The sequence below is a fragment of the Microbacterium halimionae genome (assembly GCF_011761265.1).
Lineage (GTDB): Bacteria > Actinomycetota > Actinomycetes > Actinomycetales > Microbacteriaceae > Microbacterium > Microbacterium halimionae.
In genome coordinates this window covers 646,044-667,064 of sequence record NZ_JAAOZB010000002.1, presented here as the reverse complement: position 1 = coordinate 667,064, position 21,021 = coordinate 646,044, and the positions used below count along the sequence as shown (strand labels likewise).

Annotated in this window: 20 protein-coding genes; 3 read left to right on the top strand and 17 right to left on the bottom strand. The window is 61.6% G+C overall.

Annotation, left to right across the window (positions count from 1 at the left end; all coding sequences use genetic code 11):
* Positions 1 to 28: 28 nt before the first annotated feature.
* The 3 genes from FHS06_RS10895 to FHS06_RS10885 all read right to left on the bottom strand — a co-directional run bounded on the left by FHS06_RS10895 (position 29) and on the right by FHS06_RS10885 (position 3,844).
* Positions 29 to 1,135 (bottom strand): branched-chain amino acid aminotransferase, encoded by a 1,107-nt coding sequence (locus FHS06_RS10895; RefSeq protein WP_167050292.1) that lies wholly within the window; start codon positions 1,133 to 1,135, stop codon positions 29 to 31.
* Positions 1,136 to 1,197: 62 nt separating this feature from the next.
* The gene (locus FHS06_RS10890) at positions 1,198 to 2,250 is read right to left on the bottom strand and encodes a 3-isopropylmalate dehydrogenase (protein WP_167049209.1); all 1,053 of its coding nucleotides are present in this window, start codon (positions 2,248 to 2,250) and stop codon (positions 1,198 to 1,200) included.
* 43 nt (positions 2,251 to 2,293) lie between these two features.
* Positions 2,294 to 3,844: an MFS transporter gene (locus tag FHS06_RS10885; RefSeq protein WP_167049207.1), complete on the bottom strand. Its 1,551-nt coding sequence runs from the start codon at positions 3,842 to 3,844 to the stop codon at positions 2,294 to 2,296.
* A gap of 66 nt (positions 3,845 to 3,910) precedes the next feature.
* On the opposite strand from FHS06_RS10885, the gene FHS06_RS10880 reads away from it, so the two are divergent.
* A complete protein-coding gene (locus FHS06_RS10880) occupies positions 3,911 to 4,456 on the top strand; it encodes a TetR/AcrR family transcriptional regulator (RefSeq protein ID WP_167049205.1) in 546 nt (181 codons plus the stop codon).
* 72 nt (positions 4,457 to 4,528) lie between these two features.
* On the opposite strand, the gene FHS06_RS10875 is transcribed toward FHS06_RS10880, so the two are convergent.
* The 10 genes from FHS06_RS10875 to FHS06_RS10830 all read right to left on the bottom strand — a co-directional run bounded on the left by FHS06_RS10875 (position 4,529) and on the right by FHS06_RS10830 (position 15,773).
* Entirely contained in the window at positions 4,529 to 5,434 is a 906-nt protein-coding gene (locus tag FHS06_RS10875; protein WP_167049203.1) for a hypothetical protein, read from the bottom strand.
* A 153-nt stretch (positions 5,435 to 5,587) separates the two neighbouring features.
* Positions 5,588 to 7,192, bottom strand: a complete 1,605-nt coding sequence (serA, locus tag FHS06_RS10870) for a phosphoglycerate dehydrogenase (protein WP_167049201.1) — start codon at positions 7,190 to 7,192, stop codon at positions 5,588 to 5,590.
* 134 nt (positions 7,193 to 7,326) lie between these two features.
* Positions 7,327 to 7,686: a bacitracin resistance protein gene (locus FHS06_RS10865; protein WP_167049199.1), complete on the bottom strand. Its 360-nt coding sequence runs from the start codon at positions 7,684 to 7,686 to the stop codon at positions 7,327 to 7,329.
* Positions 7,683 to 8,183, bottom strand: coding sequence for a DNA polymerase III subunit gamma/tau (locus tag FHS06_RS10860; RefSeq protein WP_167049197.1), 501 nt, complete (start codon positions 8,181 to 8,183; stop codon positions 7,683 to 7,685). The genes FHS06_RS10865 and FHS06_RS10860 overlap by 4 nt, the downstream gene beginning before the upstream one ends.
* A 125-nt stretch (positions 8,184 to 8,308) precedes the next feature.
* Positions 8,309 to 9,334: a ketol-acid reductoisomerase gene (gene ilvC / locus FHS06_RS10855; RefSeq protein WP_167049195.1), complete on the bottom strand. Its 1,026-nt coding sequence runs from the start codon at positions 9,332 to 9,334 to the stop codon at positions 8,309 to 8,311.
* Between the two features lie 90 nt (positions 9,335 to 9,424).
* Positions 9,425 to 9,934, bottom strand: coding sequence for an acetolactate synthase small subunit (gene ilvN / locus FHS06_RS10850; RefSeq protein WP_167049193.1), 510 nt, complete (start codon positions 9,932 to 9,934; stop codon positions 9,425 to 9,427).
* Position 9,935: 1 nt separating this feature from the next.
* Positions 9,936 to 11,738: an acetolactate synthase large subunit gene (locus FHS06_RS10845; RefSeq protein WP_167049191.1), complete on the bottom strand. Its 1,803-nt coding sequence runs from the start codon at positions 11,736 to 11,738 to the stop codon at positions 9,936 to 9,938.
* A 42-nt stretch (positions 11,739 to 11,780) separates the two neighbouring features.
* Positions 11,781 to 13,499: a dihydroxy-acid dehydratase gene (gene ilvD, locus FHS06_RS10840; RefSeq protein WP_167049189.1), complete on the bottom strand. Its 1,719-nt coding sequence runs from the start codon at positions 13,497 to 13,499 to the stop codon at positions 11,781 to 11,783.
* 55 nt (positions 13,500 to 13,554) lie between these two features.
* Positions 13,555 to 14,361: a trehalose-phosphatase gene (gene otsB, locus FHS06_RS10835; protein WP_167049187.1), complete on the bottom strand. Its 807-nt coding sequence runs from the start codon at positions 14,359 to 14,361 to the stop codon at positions 13,555 to 13,557.
* Positions 14,358 to 15,773 carry an alpha,alpha-trehalose-phosphate synthase (UDP-forming) gene (locus FHS06_RS10830; RefSeq protein WP_167049185.1) on the bottom strand — a complete coding sequence of 472 codons (1,416 nt, stop codon included), beginning with the start codon at positions 15,771 to 15,773 and terminating at the stop codon, positions 14,358 to 14,360. The genes otsB and FHS06_RS10830 overlap by 4 nt, the downstream gene beginning before the upstream one ends.
* Before the next feature lie 129 nt (positions 15,774 to 15,902).
* On the opposite strand from FHS06_RS10830, the gene FHS06_RS10825 reads away from it, so the two are divergent.
* Positions 15,903 to 16,160: a hypothetical protein gene (locus FHS06_RS10825; protein ID WP_167049183.1), complete on the top strand. Its 258-nt coding sequence runs from the start codon at positions 15,903 to 15,905 to the stop codon at positions 16,158 to 16,160.
* Between the two features lie 4 nt (positions 16,161 to 16,164).
* Here the strand turns inward: FHS06_RS10825 and FHS06_RS10820 are convergent, their stop codons facing one another.
* Both FHS06_RS10820 and FHS06_RS10815 read right to left on the bottom strand, forming a co-directional pair.
* Positions 16,165 to 17,346: an acetyl-CoA C-acetyltransferase gene (locus tag FHS06_RS10820; protein WP_167049181.1), complete on the bottom strand. Its 1,182-nt coding sequence runs from the start codon at positions 17,344 to 17,346 to the stop codon at positions 16,165 to 16,167.
* Positions 17,343 to 17,990 (bottom strand): CoA transferase subunit B, encoded by a 648-nt coding sequence (locus FHS06_RS10815; protein WP_167049179.1) that lies wholly within the window; start codon positions 17,988 to 17,990, stop codon positions 17,343 to 17,345. Before FHS06_RS10815 ends, FHS06_RS10820 begins: the two co-directional genes overlap by 4 nt.
* A 58-nt stretch (positions 17,991 to 18,048) precedes the next feature.
* Here FHS06_RS10815 and FHS06_RS10810 point away from each other — a divergent pair, with 58 nt between their 5' ends.
* Positions 18,049 to 18,555, top strand: coding sequence for an MFS transporter (locus tag FHS06_RS10810; RefSeq protein WP_375138711.1), 507 nt, complete (start codon positions 18,049 to 18,051; stop codon positions 18,553 to 18,555).
* 9 nt (positions 18,556 to 18,564) lie between these two features.
* Here the strand turns inward: FHS06_RS10810 and FHS06_RS10805 are convergent, their stop codons facing one another.
* Together FHS06_RS10805 and FHS06_RS10800 are read right to left on the bottom strand one after the other, a co-directional pair.
* Complete coding sequence (locus tag FHS06_RS10805) at positions 18,565 to 19,302, bottom strand: hypothetical protein (RefSeq protein WP_167049177.1); 738 nt, start codon at positions 19,300 to 19,302, stop codon at positions 18,565 to 18,567.
* Between the two features lie 45 nt (positions 19,303 to 19,347).
* Positions 19,348 to 20,757 (bottom strand): hypothetical protein, encoded by a 1,410-nt coding sequence (locus FHS06_RS10800; RefSeq protein ID WP_167049175.1) that lies wholly within the window; start codon positions 20,755 to 20,757, stop codon positions 19,348 to 19,350.
* Positions 20,758 to 21,021: the final 264 nt, after the last annotated feature.

Below are 21,021 nucleotides of genomic sequence, written 5' to 3'. Positions count from 1 at the left end.
CCTACCGACGATACTCACCGGAATGCGGCTACGCGTCGAGGCGGTACAGCCACCCGTGCTTGTCTTCGCGGCGACCATACTGAATGTCGGTGAGCTCTTCGCGCAGTTCGAGCGCAAGTGTTCCGGTCGGCTGCTGGTCGAAGAAATCGCGACCCTTCAGCACCCCAATCGGTGTCACAACCGCTGCGGTGCCACACGCAAATACCTCGACGATGTCACCGGATGCCACGCCCGCACGCCATTCGTTGAGCGACACATTGCGGCCTTCCACCTTGTGCCCACGATCAACAGCGAGCTGCAAGATCGAGTCGCGCGTGATGCCCTCGAGAATCGACTCGGACTGCGGCGTGACGAGGGTTCCGTCTTTGTAGACGAACACGATGTTCATCCCACCGAGCTCTTCTACGTTGCGGTCCTGATCAAGGAAAACAACTTGGTCGCATTCGTTCTCATACGCCTCGGACTGGGGCAGCAGGCTCGACGCGTAGTTACCGCCCGTCTTGGCAGCTCCTGTGCCGCCCTTACCCGCGCGAGAGTAGTCCTCGCTCAGCCAGATCGACACGGGCTGCACGCCGCCTTTGAAGTACGCGCCAGCGGGGCTTGCGATCACGTAATAGTTCACCTTGTTGGCAGGCCTTACACCCAAGAAGGCTTCTTTTGCGAACATGAACGGCCGCAGATAGAGACTCTGGTCTGCCCCATTCGGAACCCAATCCCCATCAACTGCGAGCAGCTCACGAATCGACTGCAAGAAATACGTGACGGGCAGTTCTGGGAGCGCCAGTCGACGTGCGGAGCGCTGCAGACGACGCGCGTTCTGGTCGGGGCGGAATGTGTGGATCGAGCCATCGGCGTGCCGGTACGCCTTGATGCCCTCGAATACCTCTTGCGCGTAGTGCAACACGGCTGCGGCCGGGTCGAGGCTGATCGGCCCGTACGGCTGAACGCGCGGGCGGTGCCAACCACCGCCCACCGACCAGCACACGTCAACCATGTGGTCGGTGAAGTGCGTACCAAAGCCGGGGTTGGCCAGTATCTCTTCACGTGCCCCGGGAGACTTCGCCGCGAGGTTTTTCCTCACCAAGAACTGGAGCGGGTCGAGTCCGGTGTCGGGGTCAGTGTCGATCGTGGTCATTTTCATCTCGCTGTCTCTACGCCCATGGGGCGGGATTGGGCCGCGCGGCCGGCGAGTCCAGGTTACGCCTGCACTCGTGCGGCGATCGCGTCGCCAATCTGGGAAGTGGTGCGGGGCTCACCATCACGGTGAGCGATGTCTTCTTCAGCAGCGCGGGTGACGCGAGCTGCTTCCGCTGTGAGCCCGAGGTGATCGAGGAGCAAAGCAGTCGAGAAAATCGCGGCCGTAGGGTCGGCCTTCTGCTGGCCTGCGATGTCGGGCGCCGACCCGTGGACGGGCTCGAACATCGAGGGGAATGCGCGATCGGGATTGATGTTTCCCGAGGCCGCGAGGCCGATGCCACCGGTGACGGCGCCTGCCAGGTCTGTCAAGATATCGCCGAAAAGGTTGTCGGTGACGATTACATCAAAGCGGCCCGGGTTCGTGACCAGGAAGATCGTTGCCGCGTCGACGTGGAGATAGTCTACGGCCACCCCTGGGTGCTCCTCTGCCACCTCGTCGACCACGCGCTTCCAGATGGCGCCTGCGTACACAAGCACATTCGTCTTGTGCACGAGAGTGAGCTTCTTGCGTCGCCGCTCAGCGAGAGCAAACGCTGCACGAACGACGCGCTCAACACCGAAGGCTGTGTTGACGGATGTCTCGTTTGCAACCTCCTGCGCAGTACCGCGTCGAATTGCGCCACCGTTGCCGACGTACGGCCCCTCTGTGCCTTCACGCACGACAACAAAGTCGACCTCACCGGGGTTTGCGAGGGGACCTGGCGCTCCCGGGTAGAGCTTTGACGGACGCAGGTTGACATAGTGGTCGAGCTCGAAGCGCAGTTTCAGCAGCAATCCGCGCTCGATATTCGCGTCTTTGAGGCGGACGTCGCCGGGAATTCCCCCGACGGCACCGAGCATGATGGCGTCGTGCGACTTGATGGACGCGAGGTCGGCATCCGTCAACGTCTCGCCGGTTTCAAGAAAACGGCCAGCGCCGAGAGAGAAATGGGTTTTTTCAAACCGGATGCCGCTGCCAGCGGTGGCAGCATCCAGCACCTTTTCTGCTTCAGCGATCACTTCTGGGCCGATGCCGTCTCCGGGGATGACGGCGAGCTTCACAACGCGCGACATAGCTTTCTCCTCGCGGGGAATGCCGCGTGGGCGGCGACGGTCGTCAGCGCGCCCGAACGCGACGGGACATTCCCAGGGTAGTGGCAGCAATGATTGCGGCCGCCACGACGAGCGCAGCTCCGATCAACGATGTGACACTGATCCCCGCGTCGAAAGCGTGCGACGCAGCCTGCCGCAGCTGCGCGCCGAGGTCTCCCCCGACGCTTTCAGACACTGCCATAGCGCCGGCAAGAGTCTCGTGAGCCGCCGCTCCGCCTGCAGCCGAGATTCCCTCGGGAACCGTCAAGTTCGTGCGGTAAAGCGCCGTCAAAATGCCACCCAACACAGCGGTGCCGAGCACCGCACCGAGCTCGTATGACATTTCAGAGACAGCAGCCGCGGCGCCGGCCTTGTTCGGCGGTGCGTTGGATATAACGAGGTCGTTTGACACTGTTTGAGCGGCGCCGATTCCAAAGCCCAGTACAGCGAACGCTGTGACCAGCACGCTGACGTTACCGGCATCTGCTGATGATGCAGCGATGATCAAATACCCGACCACTGTGAAAACGAGCGCGCTCGGAACCACAATGCTCGGTGATGCACGCTTAGCGATCGGCACAATTGCCAAACCCGCAACGATCGTGGCAATGAGGCCTGGGACGAGTGCGAATCCTGCCTCGATCGGGCTGAGCTGCACAACAAGTTGCAGGTGCTGCGCTACGAAGTAGAGAAATCCAACGAGCGCCATGACCGTCAACGTGTTGACGAGGAGCGCTCCGCTGAATGACGAGCGACGAAACAGCCTCATGTCGAGCATTGGTACTGGCAAGGCGAGCTGACGCTTGACGAAGATCCAGCCGATAAGCCCGCCGACAGCCAGGAGGCCGAGGCTCAGTAGCGCGGGACCATGAATGGCGATCTCCTTGATCGCATAGACAATCGGAACCATTGTCGCCAGCGACAGCACGATGCTGAGCCCATCGATACGGCCGGGGTGCGGGTCACGGCTTTCGGGGAGCAAGAGCGGTGCGAAGACAAGCAGCGGCACGAGGACGGGAACCGCGAGGAGGAACACCGACCCCCAAGCGAAGTGCTCGAGAAGAATTCCGCCAACGATGGGCCCGGCGGCGGCTCCCGCCGAGAACATTGCGGCCCACACCGCGATTGCGATGCGGCGCTGATCCCGATCGGTGAAGATGCTCCGCAGCAACGACATCGTTGAGGGCATCAGCATGGCGCCGAAAACGCCGAGGAGCGCCCGAGCAGCAATGAGCAACTCCGCCGTGGGCGCGAAGGCTGCAAGCGCCGAAACAGCGGCGAATCCGATGGCGCCGATCAAGAGCATCCGGCGGCGCCCAAAGCGGTCGCCGAGCGTACCCATTGTCACGAGGAGTCCCGCGAGAACCAGCGGGTAGGCGTCGATGATCCACAGCTGCTGCACGCTCGTGGGCGCGAGGTCTGAAGCGATGGCGGGCAGCGCGAAGCTCAGCACCGTGTTGTCTACCGAAACAAGCAATACCGGCAGCATCAACACAACGAGCGCTGACCAGCCGCGGGCGCCCACCTTCTGGCCGCCTGCGTTGGCAATTTCAATTTCTTGCGTAAAAGTCGTCATTATTTCTATACCGTCCAGCTGGTATAGTAACACGATGATCTCCCCCAGATCGGTACGATTTATCCGATGAGCAGACCACCGCGTGCCCGTGAGACCGTGCTCGATGCATTCGAGCAGGTGGTCCGAAGCGACGGCGAACGAGGTGCGACGATGGATGCGGTTGCTCGTGTGGCAGGAGTGTCCAAGGGCGGCCTGCTCTACCACTTCGCTTCGAAAGACGCCCTCGAAAATGGCGTCATCGAGCGCATGGAAGAGCGCGCTGTGCTCGACGTCGAGCAGATTGTTGCGGCATCCGATGGTCCGGTTGCAGCCTTCATGCGCAGCTCGATCATGACGGACTCACCTCTTGACCGATCTATCATCGCCGTCTCGCGGCTCGCTCAGAATGGCCACCCGCTGGCGACGGATGCTCTTCGCCGCGTGCGCGACATGTGGGAGGGTGCGATTCGCCCGCATGTGCGCGACGAGTCGGCGCTCCAGCTCGTCATGCTCGTGAGCGACGGGCTCTACTTCAACAATGCGCTCACAGTTGGAGCGCTACCCGGCCCAAAGTTCGATGAACCCGAGCTCGCCGCGCTCATCGCCCTGGTCGAGCACTCGACCCACGCGTAGGCCCCTTCACCTGTTCGCGACTTGCCCGTTTTTGCGGGTTTCGCGCTGCGCGCACCCACAAAAACGGGCAAGTCAGGCGTGGTTCAGGCGGTAAATCGTCGCACGCAGGTCTCTGAGGAGCTGAGTCGGCGCCGTTAAGTCGCGCTGTGTGACGGGGATGTAGGTCCAGCCGGCCGCTTCCAATCGACGGCGGCGCGCCAAGTCACGTCGAAACTGTTCTGGGTCACGGTGGTAGTCGCCCTCGTACTCAACGGCGATACGCAGGCTCCGGTAGGCGAGGTCAACGCGCGCAACGAACGCGCCAAAGCTATCGAAAACATCGATATTGCACTCGGGTTTCGCGAAACCTGCATCGATCAACAACACCCGCAGCTCAGATTCTTTCGGCGATTCGGAATGCTCATCCACGAGCTCCAGCACACGCTCGCGCGTGCGCTTGCCGCGGCGGCCCGGATGCCTCCCCACAGCGTCCGCGAGTTGGGTCGGGGTCACGCTCCCCCGCTCCGCGTGAACCATCATGTCCGCCATCGCTACGGCCTCAGCGACCCGCAGCCGAGCGCTCACGTCGCAGAATGTGCGAAGTGGGGTTGTTACGCGAAAACCGAAGCGCTCGTCGACATCGCCTGGCCAAAGAGCTCGCTGGTGGCCGACGATATCTGCGGCGTGCGGTGCACGGTGGCCCGTGGCGACGGTGAGGTGCACGGGTATTTCGCGTTCGAGGCGCAGCGGGAGCGGCATCCGGTGCAAGAGCGCGGCAGTCTCATCGCTTATCGCAGCCGCTGGTCCGAGCCGCTCGCAGAGTGCGGCGCAGCGCGCGAGCAGAGACGGCTCTTGGTCGCCGACGAGCCGAAGTCCCGCGGCGAACGCCAACAGATCGTGAGCGCGGAGTCGACCGGGCGACACACCGAGAGCCGCGGCATCCCGCGTTCGAAAGGGCTCGGCGAGCAGCTCGGGCGGAAGAGGATTGCGTCGAGCCACGCCCTCAAGGGTGCTCCCGCGATTCTCCGCGCGGAGTCGGATGGCTCGTGATGTGTAGAACTTGCGATATCCACAACGTGACTTGCCCGTTTTTGCGGGTTTCGCGCGCGAAAAACCCGCAAAAACGGGCAAGTCAGGAGTGGTTACGGCTGATTAAGCCTCGGTGATTTCGATCTGGCGAATGAGAGCGCCGTCGATCGCGCTACGCACCTCAACCAAAACCTCTTCAGGCACGGGCGAGTCGACCGTGAGAATCGACAGGGCCTGTCCGCCAGCTGCCTGGCGAGCAATCTGCATGCCGGCGATGTTCACCCCAGCATCGCCAAACTTCTGCCCATAGACCGCAACGATGCCAGGGCGGTCGGTGTACATCATCACGACGTGGTTCTTCTCGATCGGCAGTTCGAGCGCGTGACCGTTAATTCCGACGAGCTTTTCGATCTGCTTCGTGCCGGTGAGCGTGCCCGAAACCGACACCTGAGATCCATCCGAAAGCGCGCCGGCGATCGTGATCACGTTGCGATATTCCGCCGACTGGTCATCGACGATGAGGCGCACCTCAAGTCCACGCTGCTCAGCAAGCAACGGCGCGTTGACGTATGAAACACTCTCGCTCACGACATTGGTGAATACGCCCTTTAGCGCGGCAAGCTTGAGCACGCTAACGTCGTATTCGCTCAGGTCACCGTGGACCTCAACGTCAAGGCTCGTTACCGGCGAGAGCGCCAGCGCCGAGAAAATCTGTCCGAGCTTCTCGACCAACGGGATGCCTGGGCGCACATACGGATCGATAACTCCACCGGCCACGTTCACAGCATCGGGCACAAGCTCTCCGCCGAGCGCAAGGCGCACGGACTTCGCGACCGACACGCCCGCCTTTTCTTGCGCCTCCTCGGTCGAGGCGCCGAGGTGCGGAGTGACAACGACGTTGGGAAGACCAAGCAGCTTCGCAGCTGAAGAATCATCTTTAGGCGGCTCGCTCGTGAACACATCAAGACCCGCGCCGGCGATCTCGCCAGTGGTAAGTGCCGTGTAGAGTGCCTCTTCATCGATGAGCCCACCGCGGGCAACGTTTACGACATACGCACTCGACTTCATGCGGCGCAGCTCGTCTGTGCTGATCATGCCTGTGGTTTCAGGCGTTTTCGGCATGTGGATGGTCACGAAGTCGCTCTGTTCGAGCAGTTCGTCAAGACTCACGAGTTGCACGCCGAGCTGCTGCGCGCGGGCGCTCGTGACATACGGGTCGTACGCCACAACGTTCATGTCGAAGGCTTGAACGCGTGCGGCGATGAGCGCACCGATCCGTCCGAGCCCGATAATGCCGATCGTCTTCTCGAAAAGCTCTGTTCCCGTGTACGAGCTGCGCTTCCACAGCCCCTCCGACAGCGATGCGTGGGCTGCAGGAATGCGTCGGGCAAGGCTCAGCACGTGCCCAACCGTCAGCTCCGCAGCAGAGATGATGTTCGATGTCGGCGCGTTGACGACCATGACGCCAGCAGTCGTCGCCGATTTGATGTCGACGTTGTCGAGACCTACGCCAGCGCGGGCAATGACCTTCAACGCTGGAGCGGCGGCGATTGCTTCGGCATCCATCTTCGTTGCGGAGCGAATCAGCACTGCGTTAGCGGTGGCCAAAGCTGGCAGCAGAGCCGCTCGGTCGACTCCGTCAACGTGACGTACCTCGAAGTCGGGACCGAGCGCGTCGATCGTAGCGGGTGATAGTTCTTCGGCGATAAGCACAACGGGCTTCGTCACGTGGTGGATCCTTTTGCAGCGCGGGTGACGTGCAGAGCACGGGGGACGATCGAATGCCTCGCAGCGCGAGTCCGCGGGCGGGACCGGTACTAGCCTATCGTTCGCTCACGCTACGAAATGCAGTGTGACGCGCCTCAGGATCCGAGGAGGCTCGCGCCGTACACGCTCGCGTACGCAACGACGTTCAGCCAAAACACTGATACGAGAGCCAGACCCGTGAGCATGATGAGAAAGAGCGGGCCGATTTTCCGACGCCAGCCGAGGGCGAATGCCCCCGCGAAAGCGATAATCGGGAACAGCACAGCTATCGACATCACAAACCAGCCGTAGCCGCTGAGGCCGAGCGGACCGCTCGCTTGACGAACGAGCAAGTCAAGCGCATTCCACGCGGCGTATGCGTAGAAGAGTCCAAATAGGCCTGCGATGGTGGCAATGAGCCATGTCGGCAACGCCGAACGTCGCGCAGGTTTGGCGCCAGTTGTCGATGAAATCATGTTCCGATTGCTCCCACCATGATGAAGGGCCACGGGAGCAGCAACAGAATTCCGACGATCAAGAGCACAATCCGCAGCCACAGCTTCGAACGTCGCGTTAACAAAATAACCGTGACAAACCAGATCGGGGATGCCGCAACGGCAAGCCACAAACTGACCTGAAAGCCCACTGGCGAGACGAGGAATTGCGCGTAGTCAGCAAGGCGAAGACCACCGAGAAGCCAGGCGATTGTCCATAGCAAATACACGCCACCGATCACACCGAGCGTGACGAGAGCCGCGTTTCCCATCCCATGAGAAGTGCCTTCATCCGTTGTCGACACATCGGCATCAGTGTCCGCATCGGTGGTGAGTGCTTCGTCAATGTGAGGCTTACTCCCCTTACCTACTGCCGTGTAGCCATCGGGAAGTGAATCTGCCGGGTCTGGCGAAGAAACATCGAGAGTGGGATCGTCGTCGCCGCCCCAAGAAAGAGCTTCGTCGTCATCGCGGGCCATAGGACAAGCTTATCTGCGTCTCGACGCGCCGACGCGTGGAGAGCAGAAAGACCCGAGCACGCCACTTGATGCGGTGGCGTACTCGGGCCAAAGCCGTGCCGGTTAGGAACGGCGGTCTGTCGTGCTTAGCGCGCGGCGGAACCCTCGGTGTAGTCCTCGTCCGTCTGCTTCCATGCGAACAGGGCGCGGAGTTCCTTGCCCGTGGCTTCGATTGGGTGGCCCTGAGCTTTCGCGCGAAGCGCGAGGAACTCGGGGGCGCCAGCATCCTGGTCATCGATGAACCGCTTCGCAAACGCGCCCGACTGGATGTCGCCGAGCACCGCCTGCATGCTCTCTTTGACCTCGGGCGAGATCACGCGCGGACCCGAAACGTAGTCGCCGTACTCGGCGGTGTCTGAGATCGACCAGCGCTGCTTGGCGATGCCGCCCTCCCACATGAGGTCGACGATGAGCTTGAGCTCGTGCAACACCTCGAAGTAAGCGATCTGCGGCTGGTAGCCCGCTTCGGTGAGGGTCTCGAAGCCGTACTGGACGAGCTGTGAAACGCCACCGCAGAGCACTGCCTGCTCGCCGAACAGGTCTGTCTCGGTCTCTTCGGTGAATGTTGTCTTGATGACGCCGGCGCGGGTACCACCGATGGCCTTGGCATACGACTTCGCGACATCCCACGCCTGACCTGAGGCGTCGTTCTCGACGGCGATGATGTCGGGGATACCGCGGCCCGCGACGAACTCGCGGCGCACTGTGTGACCGGGAGCCTTCGGGGCGATCAGGATGACGTCTACTCCCTCGGGAGCATCGATGTAACCGAAGCGGATGTTGAATCCGTGTGCAAACGCGAGCGTCTTGCCGGGGGTCAGCTGGCCCTTGATCTGATCGGTGAAGATCGAACGCTGGTACTGGTCGGGAGCCAGAATCATGATGAGGTCGGCCCACGCCGTCGCGTCAGCAACAGACTTGACCTCGAAGCCGTCTTCCTGCGCCTTGGCAGCAGACTTAGAGCCGTCTTTGAGGGCGATAACGACCTCAACGCCCGAGTCACGCAGGTTCTGCGCGTGGGCGTGGCCCTGCGAGCCATAGCCGACGATCGCTACCTTCTTGCCCTGGATGAGCGAGAGGTCTGCGTCGTCGTCATAGAAGATTTCAGCCACTTTGTGTTTCTCCTTGTTGTTGGTTTTTCAATGTCCGGATTCTGCTGGTTTGGCCTTGAGTACCCCGCGCAATGGGCGGGATGGCAGACGCTAACCGCGCAGAACGCGTTCGGTGATGCTCTTACTTCCGCGGCCCATTGCGAGTAGGCCCGACTGGGCAAGTTCCTTGACACCGAAGGGCTCGAGAGCGCGCAAGAGTGCGTCGACCTTGCCCTTATCGCCGGTGACTTCGATCACAACAGCATCAGGTGCGTAATCCACGACCGATGCACGAAAGAGATTCACCACTTCGAGTACGTTCGAGCGAGTCGCATTGTCGGCACGCACCTTGATGAGCATGTGGTGACGCTGTACGGATGCCGCATCTTCAAGTTCAACGATCTTGATGACGTTGATCAGTTTGTTGAGCTGCTTCGTCACCTGCTCAAGCGGCAGCTGGTCGACATCGACGACAACAGTGATGCGAGAAAGCCCGGGCACCTCGGTGACGCCCACGGCGAGCGACTCGATGTTGAAGCCGCGGCGGGCAAATAGGCCGGCGACACGGGTGAGTAGACCCGGTTTGTCCTCCACCAGGAGGCTCAGGACGTGCTTTGTCATCTCAGTCCTCCTCGTCGAATGCCGGCGCGTGATCGCGGGCGTACTGAACGTAGCTGTTGCTCACGCCCTGCGGCACCATCGGCCACACCATGGCATCGGCGCTGACGACGAAGTCGATCACGACGGGGCGATCGTTCGTCTCCAACGCTGTTTGGATCGCAGCATCGACATCTTCTTCTCGCTCAACGCGGATGGCGAGGCATCCGTATGCTTCAGCGAGCTTGACGAAGTCGGGAATGCGAATCGAGTTGTGACCCGTGTTCAGGTCAGTGTTCGAGTAGCGACCGTTGTAGAACAGCGTCTGCCACTGCCGCACCATACCGAGCGACGAGTTGTTGATGATCGCGACCTTGATCGGGATGTTGTTGATGGCACAGGTTGCAAGCTCCTGATTCGTCATCTGGAAGCAGCCGTCACCGTCAATCGCCCACACAACGCGGTCGGGTTCGGCAACCTTCGCACCCATCGCAGCGGGAACCGAGTAGCCCATCGTGCCGGCGCCTCCGGAGTTGAGCCATGAGTTCGGACGCTCGTACTTGATGAACTGTGCTGCCCACATCTGGTGCTGTCCAACGCCTGAGGCGAACACACCCTCGGGCCCTGTCATCTCGCCAATGCGCTGGATGACGTACTGCGGGGCCATGAGACCGTCGGTCGGCTGCGAATATCCGAGCGGGAATTCATTACGGAGACCATCGAGGTACGACCACCACTCTGCAGTGTCAGGTTCCTCTTCGGAAACTGCTCCGCGGTAGGCGGCTTCGAGGTCGACCAGCACGTCGCGCAGGTCCCCCACGATCGGAACATCCGCGTAGCGGATCTTCGAGATCTCAGCAGGATCGATATCGACGTGTACGACCTGAGCGTTCGGGGCGAACAACGCCGCTTTACCCGTTACTCGATCATCGAATCGTGCGCCCAGGGCCACGATGAGGTCAGCCTCTTGGAGCGCCAGAACAGCGGGAACTGTGCCGTGCATACCCGGCATTCCGAGGTTCTGCTGGTGAGAGTCGGGGAAAGCACCACGCGCCATAAGCGTTGTGACAACCGGCGCGCCTGTGGCGTTCGCGAGAGCAAGCAGCTCTTGCGATGCGCGAGCACGGATAACGCCACCGCCGACGTACAGCACCGGCTTCTTAGCCGTCGCTAGAAGCTGCGCCGCAGCGTGAATCTGTTTGCCATGCGCTTTCGTGACCGGTCGATACCCGGGCAGATCGATCTTCGGCGGCCAGATGAAGGGCGCCTCGGCCTGCTGCGCATCTTTTGTGATGTCAACGAGCACAGGACCCGGTCGACCGGTGCTGGCAATCTCGTACGCAGCCGCGATAGCGCCAGGAATCTCTTCCGGAGTCTTCACGAGGATCGAGTGCTTCGTGATCGGCATCGTGATTCCAACGATGTCAGCTTCTTGGAACGCATCCGTTCCCATCAGCGTGCTGAAAACCTGACCTGTAATCGCCACGATCGGAACGGAGTCCATGTACGCGTCGGCGATAGCCGTTACGAGGTTGGTAGCTCCCGGACCGGAAGTTGCGATTGCGACACCCGTGCGACCGGATGCCGAGGCGTACCCCTCGGCGGCGTGGCCTGCACCCTGCTCATGGCGGACGAGAATGTGACGAATCTCATCGGTGTCCATGAGGGGGTCGTAGACCGGCAGGATGGCACCCCCGGGAAGGCCGAACACATCGGTGACTCCCAGAAGCTCAAGAGAACGGACGACCGCTTGTGCGCCCGTGAGCACGGGCGCCGATGCGCTTCGAGCGGGGGGCCGGGGTACGGCCGTGGCGGATTCGGCGGGCATGGTGAATAACCTCGAGTTCGGCAAAAGCGGATGAATGTCTGATCAGCCTGTGGTTGCGCCTTCGGCGGCGGAACGCACGAGCTTCGAGTACTTGGCAAGAACGCCACGGGTATAGCGGGGAGGTAGCGGCTCCCAGCCTTCACGGCGGGAGTTGAGCTCTGCCTCATCGACGAGTAGGTCGAGAGTGCGAGCTGCGATATCGACCCGTATCAGATCACCATCGCGCACGAATGCAATTGGACCTGCGTCCACTGCTTCGGGTGCTATGTGGCCGATGCACAGGCCGGTTGTGCCGCCTGAGAATCTGCCGTCTGTCAAGAGTAATACATCTTTACCGAGGCCCGCGCCCTTGATGGCTGCCGTGATGGCGAGCATCTCGCGCATTCCCGGTCCACCCTTCGGACCTTCATAGCGAATGACAATCACATCTCCCGCGACAATCTCACCGTTGGTGAGCGCATCCATTGCACCGCGCTCGCGTTCGAAGACCTTCGCGGGGCCTTCGAAGACGGAGGCATCGAATCCGGCGGTCTTGACCACGGCACCGTCCGGTGCGAAGGAGCCCTTAAGGATCGTGATTCCCCCGGTGGCGTGGATTGGGTTGTCGAGCGTGCGGATGACAGTGCCGTCAATGGGGTCGGGGTTGAGAGCCTCGAGGTTCTCGGCAACTGTCTTACCCGTGACAGTCAACGCGTCACCGTGCAGAAGACCTGCGTCGAGCAGAGCCTTCATCAGCACAGGGATACCGCCGTGACGGTCGACGTCGGCCATGACGAACTGCCCGAATGGCTTCATATCGGCGAGGTGAGGCACCTTGTCGCCGATGCGGTTGAAGTCATCGAGAGTGAGCTCAACTTCGGCTTCGCTTGCGATCGCCAGCAAGTGCAATACGACGTTGGTCGAGCCGCCAAGTGCCATCGCGACCGTAATCGCGTTTTCGAACGCCTTCTTCGTCATGATGTCGCGCGCCGTGATGCCCAAGCGGAGCATGTTGACGACGGCCTCGCCAGAACGGTGGGCGAAGTAGTCGCGGCGTCGGTCTGCGGAGGGCGGTGATGCCGAACCTGGCAAGCTCATCCCGAGTGCCTCAGCGACCGAGGCCATCGTGTTTGCGGTGTACATACCACCACACGCGCCTTCGCCAGGAGCAATGGCGCACTCGATGCGTTTGAGGTCCTCTGCGCTCATGTTTCCGGCTTTGCAAGCTCCGACGGCCTCGAAGGAGTCAATGATTGTGACTTCCTTCTCGGTGCCATCGCTCAACTTGACCCAACCGGGCGCGATGGATCCGGCATAAAGAAAGACACTCGCCAGGTCGAGCCGAGCAGCCGACATCAACATTCCCGGCAACGATTTGTCGCAACCGGCCAACAGCACGGAGCCGTCGAGGCGCTCAGCCATCATGACGGTCTCGACCGAGTCGGCAATGACTTCGCGTGAGACTAGGGAGAAGTGCATACCCTCGTGGCCCATGGAAATACCGTCCGAGACGGAAATCGTGCCGAATTGAAGCGGGTAGCCACCGCCAGAGTGCACACCCTCCTTCGCTCCCTGAGCGAGGCGGTCAAGGCTCAGGTTGCAGGGGGTGATTTCGTTCCAGCTCGACGCAATACCGATCTGGGGTTTCTCCCAGTCTTCGTCTCCCATGCCGACGGCGCGGAGCATCCCACGGGAGGTCGTCGCTTCGATGCCATCGGTAACGACGCGGCTGCGGGGCTTGATGTCGATAGGCGCAGCGGAGGAAGGTTGGATTTCAGGCATGTAACAGAGTGTATTCCTGCCTCGGTGCTCCTCGCGCGTTACGCGGGCGCGTCTTCTAGTCGGATGCGGAGCGAATTTCTGCGAGTGTGAGCAGCACGTGCGAGAGGGCTGCGGCATCCGGCACTCGCACTCGGGCGTGAGTGTCACCGTCGCCAACCCGCACTCCGAGGTCAGCTGATTCAAGGCTCGCGAGAGCGTCTTCGTCGGTCACATCGTCGCCCGCAAAAAGAACTGCGGTCGCGCCGAGACGTGTGCGCAGAGCCGCGATCGCGGTGTCTTTACCCTCGTGGCGATACGCGTACTCCAAGATATTGTGCCCGGTACGCTTGCGCCACGACGGGGCGCACTCTGACAACAGGTTCTCAATGCGCCGGGTTGCTTCAGCTGCGTCAGTTGGCGTTGCCAACCGCGTGTGAAGTCCGATTCCGAACTCTTTCGGCTCAATCCATGCACCTTCGAACTCGGCGACAGTGTCTTCTGCACGAGCCCGCACGTCGTCACGAAGAGCTTGATCTGCTGCCTCTTCTTCCGAGAACTCCCGAGGGGTTCGACCCTCCCCCGGATGCCAAAACTCAGCACCGTGAGATCCAGCGAGGTGAATCGACGAAGCATCGTCGTGCTCGGAGATGATCTCAAGATCGTGGAGAGTTCTGCCTGAGACGAGCGCCACAGCGGTTTGTGGGGTCGCAATAAGCGCATCGAGGGCTTGACGCGCTTCTGGCAACATCCGCGATTCCATAGGGCGATCGGTGAGTGCCGAAAGCGTGCCATCGAAGTCGAGTGCAACCAGAAGGCGCTCAGTCGCTGCGAGGCTTTTGAGTAGCGCCTTCACTTCATCGGGCGATTCAGCTGGCGAGCTCATGCGCCGACCTCCGGCTCTTTTGCCTTCGCCAGCGCGCTGAGGAACAGCTGCGACCACCGCTCCACATCGTTCTCGCGCACCCGCTTTCGCAGCGAGCGCATACGTCGACCCTGCTCAGCGGCCGGCATATCGACCGCTCGAACGATCGTGTCTTTGAGGCCACCGATGTCGTGCGGGTTCATCAGCAATGCGCTACCCAGCTCGTCCGCGGCTCCTGCGAACTCGCTCAGCACGAGTACACCCCGGTTGTCGACGCGGCTAGCCACGTACTCTTTTGCAACGAGGTTCATTCCGTCACGTAAGGCAGTGACGAGCATGACATCCGCTGCAAGGTAGAGCGCGACCATTTCTTCGCGTGGATACGCCTGGTGCAGATAGCGGATTGCACTGTGATCCATGGTGTCGCGGTCGCCATTGATGCGCCCGACGGTGAGTTCGATTTCGTCACGCAGCTGCATGTAGGCCTCCACGCGTTCACGGCTTGGGCTTGCGACCTGCACGAGTACGACATCTTCTACACTCAGCCGACCGTCATTGAGAAGTTCGCCGTATGCCTTGAGGCGGTGGCGGATTCCCTTGGTGTAGTCGAGGCGATCGACACCCAAAAGAATCTTCTTCGGGTTGCCGAGGTTCTCGCGAATCTCCGCCGCTCTCGCCTTGATGTCATCCCGCTGCGCCAACTCGATGTACGACTCCGTGTCGATTGAAATCGGGAACGCTCGAGCGATGGTCTTGCGGGTAGTTCCGTCGCCATTTGGCACGCGGATGCCGGTGGCTTTCGTTTCATAGTGAAAGACACGACGCACAGCGCGAGCGAAGTTGCCAGCGTCCGCTACCCGTTGGAAGCCGATGACGTCGGCGCCAAGGAGGCCCTGGATAACCTGACGACGCCAGGGAAGCTGCGCGAAAAGTCCGTATGCCGGGAACGGAATGTGGTGGAAGTATCCGATGGTGAGATCGGGCCGGAGCTCACGCACCATCTGTGGCACGAGCTGAAGCTGATAGTCCTGCACCCACACTGTCGCGCCCTCGGCCGCAGCTTCCGCAGCGGCCTCGGCGAATCGTCGGTTGACTGTGACGTAGGAGTCCCACCAGGCACGCCGGTAGCGAGGTGCAGCGATCACGTCGTGATAAAGCGGCCAAAACGTATCGTTCGACATGCCCTCGTAGTAGTTCTGCACTTCGTCTTCGCTCAACGAGACAGGCACGAGATGTGTGCCTTCGAAATCAAACGGGTCCACCTGGAGGTTGGGCTTTCCCGCCCACCCCACCCATGCGCCGTCTGCCTTGCGCATAACCGGCTCAAGAGCGGTCACGAGACCGCCCGGTGAGCGCCGCCAACCGCTGTCTGAGTCGGGATCGTGATCAACGGGGAGACGATTCGCGACGACGACGAACTCGGCTTTAGACACAGAAAACTCCTGGGGATTCGGATTGTCTTTAATCTAACAGCGGGCAGACGCGACCCCGCGGGCTTGCTTTCCCCGCCGAATGCTGTCAAGAGGCAACCGCAAACCTTCGCGCACGGTAGCGTTACTCGCATGCGCAAGTATCTGTTCGGCACCGGGCTCATCAACGCATTCGTCATGGGCAAGCCGCTCTTCGAGAGTCTCCGCGAGCGAGACCCCTTCACCTGGCGTAGTGCACTCGCGTGGGCAAGTTGGATCATCACGGTTGTACTCGTCGCCGGCGCGGTCGTCGACATTCATCGCGCTGGGCGAGGCAAGGGCATTCCTGGCGACTCTCCTATTGCTGACCGCCAACAAGAGATTCTCGAGAAACGGCTTCGCCGACAGTAAGAATTCAGCGGCGAAGAATCAACGCTTCGCCCTGGCCTCCTCCGCCGCATAGCGCCACAGCGGCGACACCACGTCCGCGACGGACGAGTTCATGCACAGCATGGACTACGAGCCGATTTCCGCTGGCGCCGATCGGGTGCCCGATGGCAATTCCACCACCGTGTGGGTTAACCACATCGTCGTCGACGCCGAGTTCGCGCTGTGACTGCACCACGACGGACGCAAAGGCCTCATTGATCTCAATGAGATCGAGATCGCTGGCGCTGATTCCTTCCTTCTCGCATGCTTGTGCGATTGCGCGTGCGGGCTGGGAGTGCAACGAGTTGTCGGGTCCTGCAACTTGCCCATTGGCGCCCAGACACGCGAGCACCTCCCATCCGTTCTCATCGGCATGTGTGCGGGTTGTGAGTACCACCGCTGACGCGCCATCGGATATCTGAGACGAATTGCCAGCGGTGATCGTGCCGTCGGAGGCAAACGCCGGGCGAAGTCGTGACAGCGTCTCGACGGTCGTGTCGGCACGAATCCCCTCATCGCGCGAAACAACTATCGCGGGGCCCTTTCGCTGCTCGACCTCTATCTCGACGATCTCTCCGTCGAAGATGCCGTCCTCCCATGCTTTCGCAGCACGCTGATGAGAGCGCGCGGCGACAGCGTCTTGCTGTGTGCGCGTAATCTCACGCTGACCGTTGCCGCGCTCGGTGGACGCCCCCATACTGTCGTTCTCGTATGCGTCGGTAAGACCGTCGTACGCCATGTGGTCAAGTACTTCGATGGAGCCGTAGTTCCAGCCGTCACGGGATCCCATCAGCAAGTGCGGCGCGCGTGTCATCGATTCCATTCCGGCCGCGACGACGACTTTCGCATCGCCCACCGCCAGCATTCGCTGCGCATCGATGACTGCGGTCAGGCCTGAGAGACAGACTTTGTTGACAACCGCAGCGTGCGCTCGCCATCCGATTCCGGCACCGATCGCTGCCTGTCGTGCGGGGTTCTGCCCCGCACCTGCCGAAAGCACCTGTCCGACGAGGACGGCATCAACAGCGTCGGGCGAGATATCACTCGAGGCAAGAGCGCCCCGGATCGCCGCGGCGCCGAGCTTTGTTGCGCCCAAGGACGAAAGTTGCCCTTTGAGGCGGCCATGTGGTGTTCGTGCCGCAGCCACAATCACGATGTCATCTTTCATGCTTCCTCCTCGAGAGCAATCAACAGTTTCGGTTCCGTGGCCGCGATCACGTCGGAAATACTCACGCCGTCGGCAAGTTCCACAAGCACAAGTCCATCATCTGTCGCATCTATGACTGCGAGGTCGGTGATGATGCGATTCACGACGCCACGTCCAGTGAGCGGCAACGAGCATTCGTGCAGAATCTTGGGCGAGCCGTCCTTCGACATGTGGTCCATGAGAATTATGACGCGTGCTGCGCCGTGCACGAGATCCATCGCACCGCCCGCCCCCTTCACCATTTTTTCGGGAATCATCCAGTTCGCCAGGTCACCGCTCGCCGATACTTGCATCGCGCCGAGAATCGCAGCATCGATCTTGCCACCGCGGATCATGCCAAAACTCATAGCCGAGTCGAAAAAGGAGGCGCCTGGCAGTGTCGAAACAGTTTCTTTTCCCGCGTTGATGAGGTCAGGGTCCACCTCACCTTCTTCCGGGTAAGGACCGACTCCCAGGATGCCGTTCTCCGATTGCAGGACGACGGTTACCCCGCTCGGCACGTGGTTCGGAACGAGGGTGGGCAAGCCGATACCGAGATTTACATACGAGCCGTCGCTCAGTTCTAGAGCTGCCCGCGCAGCCATTTCGTCACGCGTGCGTGGCATCTCAGTTGCCTACCTTTGGGGTCGAGACAGTTCGCCCTTTCCGTTGGGGTTCGGGGCTATGGGAATCGGGTTCACCTTCTTCGGCTGGGGTATCGCCCTGGCGATCACAAGCGTGTGGGTGGCACCGCTCCTTCTTCGATGGATGCCTCGCAGTACTGCCCTCCTCATCACGTTGCCGCTGTTGGCACTCGATCTCATCGCGGCCGCCATTGTCGTTGACTCCGCCGCTGCGCTGGTGGTCTGCATCATCGTCGGCGGACTCTTCCTCGGGATCATGAACACCGTGCTCACAGAATCTGTGATGGAAGCGACCACGCTTCCCCGTTCGGTGGCGTCCTCCGCTTATTCGGCAGTGCGCTTTCTCGGCGGTGCCGCAGCGCCCCCGATCGCAGCGCTGCTCTGGCACGCGTACGGCGCGCCGATCCCTTATCTCTTTGCCGCAGGATCGGTACTACTCGCCGGTATCACCGTTCTGGTCGGACGCCGATTTCTCGGTCGTATTGATGGGCACGATGCGGACGCAGGGGAAGAAGCCGCGGCTATTCTCGTCGGGGATGCCGCCTAGATCTTGGACTTACACCTCAGGCTGGTCCCCCACGTACACGTCGATCCGGTCTCCGTTGAGAGCAAACCGCAGCGGTGTGCCGCTGGCAAAGACCGCGCGCAGCTGTTCCGAGCTGAATCCGTCAACCACATAGTCCAGGACAGGATTTAAGCCCGGAGCAGCGCACGCCCCATAGGTGCCTTCCCCCGATGTGGCTGCTCCATCGGTAAGAACTATCAGACACATCCGATCTTCGCCGCGCGAAAAGTCTGAGACGCCTGACGCCAGAATCACTCCGTAGAAGTCCGTGTATCGCACGGCATCCGATTCGTTCAGCCCTTGTAGTGCTGACGCCGGCACCTCAGCAGCCGGAAGAATCGAAAGAGTTGCGTACGGCGTCGCCTCCCCGCTCGTGAGCGCGGCGGTGATCACGGATGCCGCAACCGCCACTGCAACGAGACTGACTGCCCACGCCCAGAGCAGCCGTTTGCCCACCCCCTTCGCGACCACGGGGTCGTCGACGTCTGTCTCATCTGCCTCAGCGACGGGCACCGGCTCCGAAGTACCGGCTTCGCGGCCGTGGGAAGCGTCGACGATGGGCAACCCCTCACGGCGTATCGGGCTGTCGGACATCGCGCCCTCGGATATCGCTCCTTCGAGCTCGCGCAAGCGACTGAGAGCTAACGGGTCAGAGGCGATGTCTGCCTCGCGCCCGTACGCGCGCTCACGGAGTGCTGCCAGCTCCCGTTCCCGCGCCTCATCGCTCACGGTTCGATCCTCGCACCCACCGCGGCGACGACCTACTCAGTGCGCCTATCGGCGACCGTGCACACTTCGGCGCCGGCGAACTTTGGACCCGAAGAACAGCACGATTCCCACGAGGAGGGCTCCGGTTGCCAAAAGCACTTCCGGTCTGACGTCCACTCCTGATTCAGCGAGCCTTGACACGGGCACAGAATCCGGCGGACCATTCGCCGGAATCACCGTGTCGCCTTGGCTGCTAACGCCCGGGGCCAAGGCATCGTCAGGGAGAGGACCCGCCCACTGTTTCACGATTTGAAAGTCAGCGCTGACCGACGACTGGTAGGCCGTCGCATCCGCGGGCGTGAAGACAAGATTGACCGTCTCGAGCCCGATGTCTTCGACGGTGAATTCAAGGGTGACCTTGCCGGCGGCATCCAGCGTTCCGCTCAGAAGCTGCACTCCTGCAACGGGGTAAACCATGACCATCTTGACCGCGCCGGTCGGCGTCGCGCCCGAGGAGGAAACGACGACGGCATCAACGATGATCGATGATCCGAGACCTGCGGTGAGAACACTCGACGGGGCGACACTGATGGTCGTCTCCGGGACCGCGAAGTAGGTGAGCGTCACCGAGCCGGAAGCACCTGGATATGCGACGCTTGGCGTACTGACGACATCGGCCACGGCAGGGTCTGTCCAGCTCGTACCGCCCCCGCCACCCCCGCCGGTACTGAAACTGTCGGCACCACCGCCCGCACCGCCTCCGAGACCGGCGTCCTCGGGAACGTTCGGGGGCAGGAGGCCGCCGCCTCCACCGCCGCCCCCCGACCCGGTGGAAGAACTGTCGCCCTTTCCGCCCACGCTTCCGTGGTCGCCCCGCCCGAGTCGACCCGCGTCGGATTCCCCACCTTCCGCGTTGTCCACATCGGCATCGCCGCCCCGGCCCCCATATCCCCCGCCACCTCCACCGCCGGCGGCCAGCACCATCAGCTGGGTACTTTCACCGTCGATCACAGTGACACCGGTGGAACCACCGCCACCTGCCCCGTTCGATCCGTCGAAACCGCTTCCTCCGCCATGCCCGCCTGCGGAGTATCCGCCTCCCTCGTCGCGACCGCTTCCGCCGGCACCACCGATCTGGAAATACAGTCGATTTCCGGGTTCCACAGCAAAGGCGCCGGAGATGATTCCGCCGCTTCCGCCGACGGCATGACCATCCACTTCTTTACCTCCACCTCCGCCGGTGACCGAAACCGATACGGATGACACACCCTGCGGCACGGTCCAGGAGCTCGATTCCGTGAACGTGACGACCTCGGGCGCATTAGACGCAACGGATGCCGCACGCGCGGGCATCGGCGTGACCACACCACCAAAGATGACGCCTGCCACAACGGCTACGGCAGTTGCGGTGAGCCGAGCGCGGGTGTGACGCTGTGAAGCGGCCCGTGCGGCGGATTGTGCAGCAGAGATAGACATGCGAAGAGCCCATTCGGGTCCAGCGGATTACACGGAGACAACGCCCTCGACACGCTGCGACCGAGACTCTCTCTCGTCATGCCACACCCGGGGAGCCACCCTCGCAACCGGTAGCGCCTGTGACCGCTCACGCTTCGACGCTGCGGGGACAGTGGTCGTCTCAGCGCACCAGCTCACAACGCGCGTTCAGACGCTGCTACAGCTTCGAAGGGAGTTTCCCTCGGCGATGTCAGCGTTGGGCATACACGCTCGATTCTCGATTCC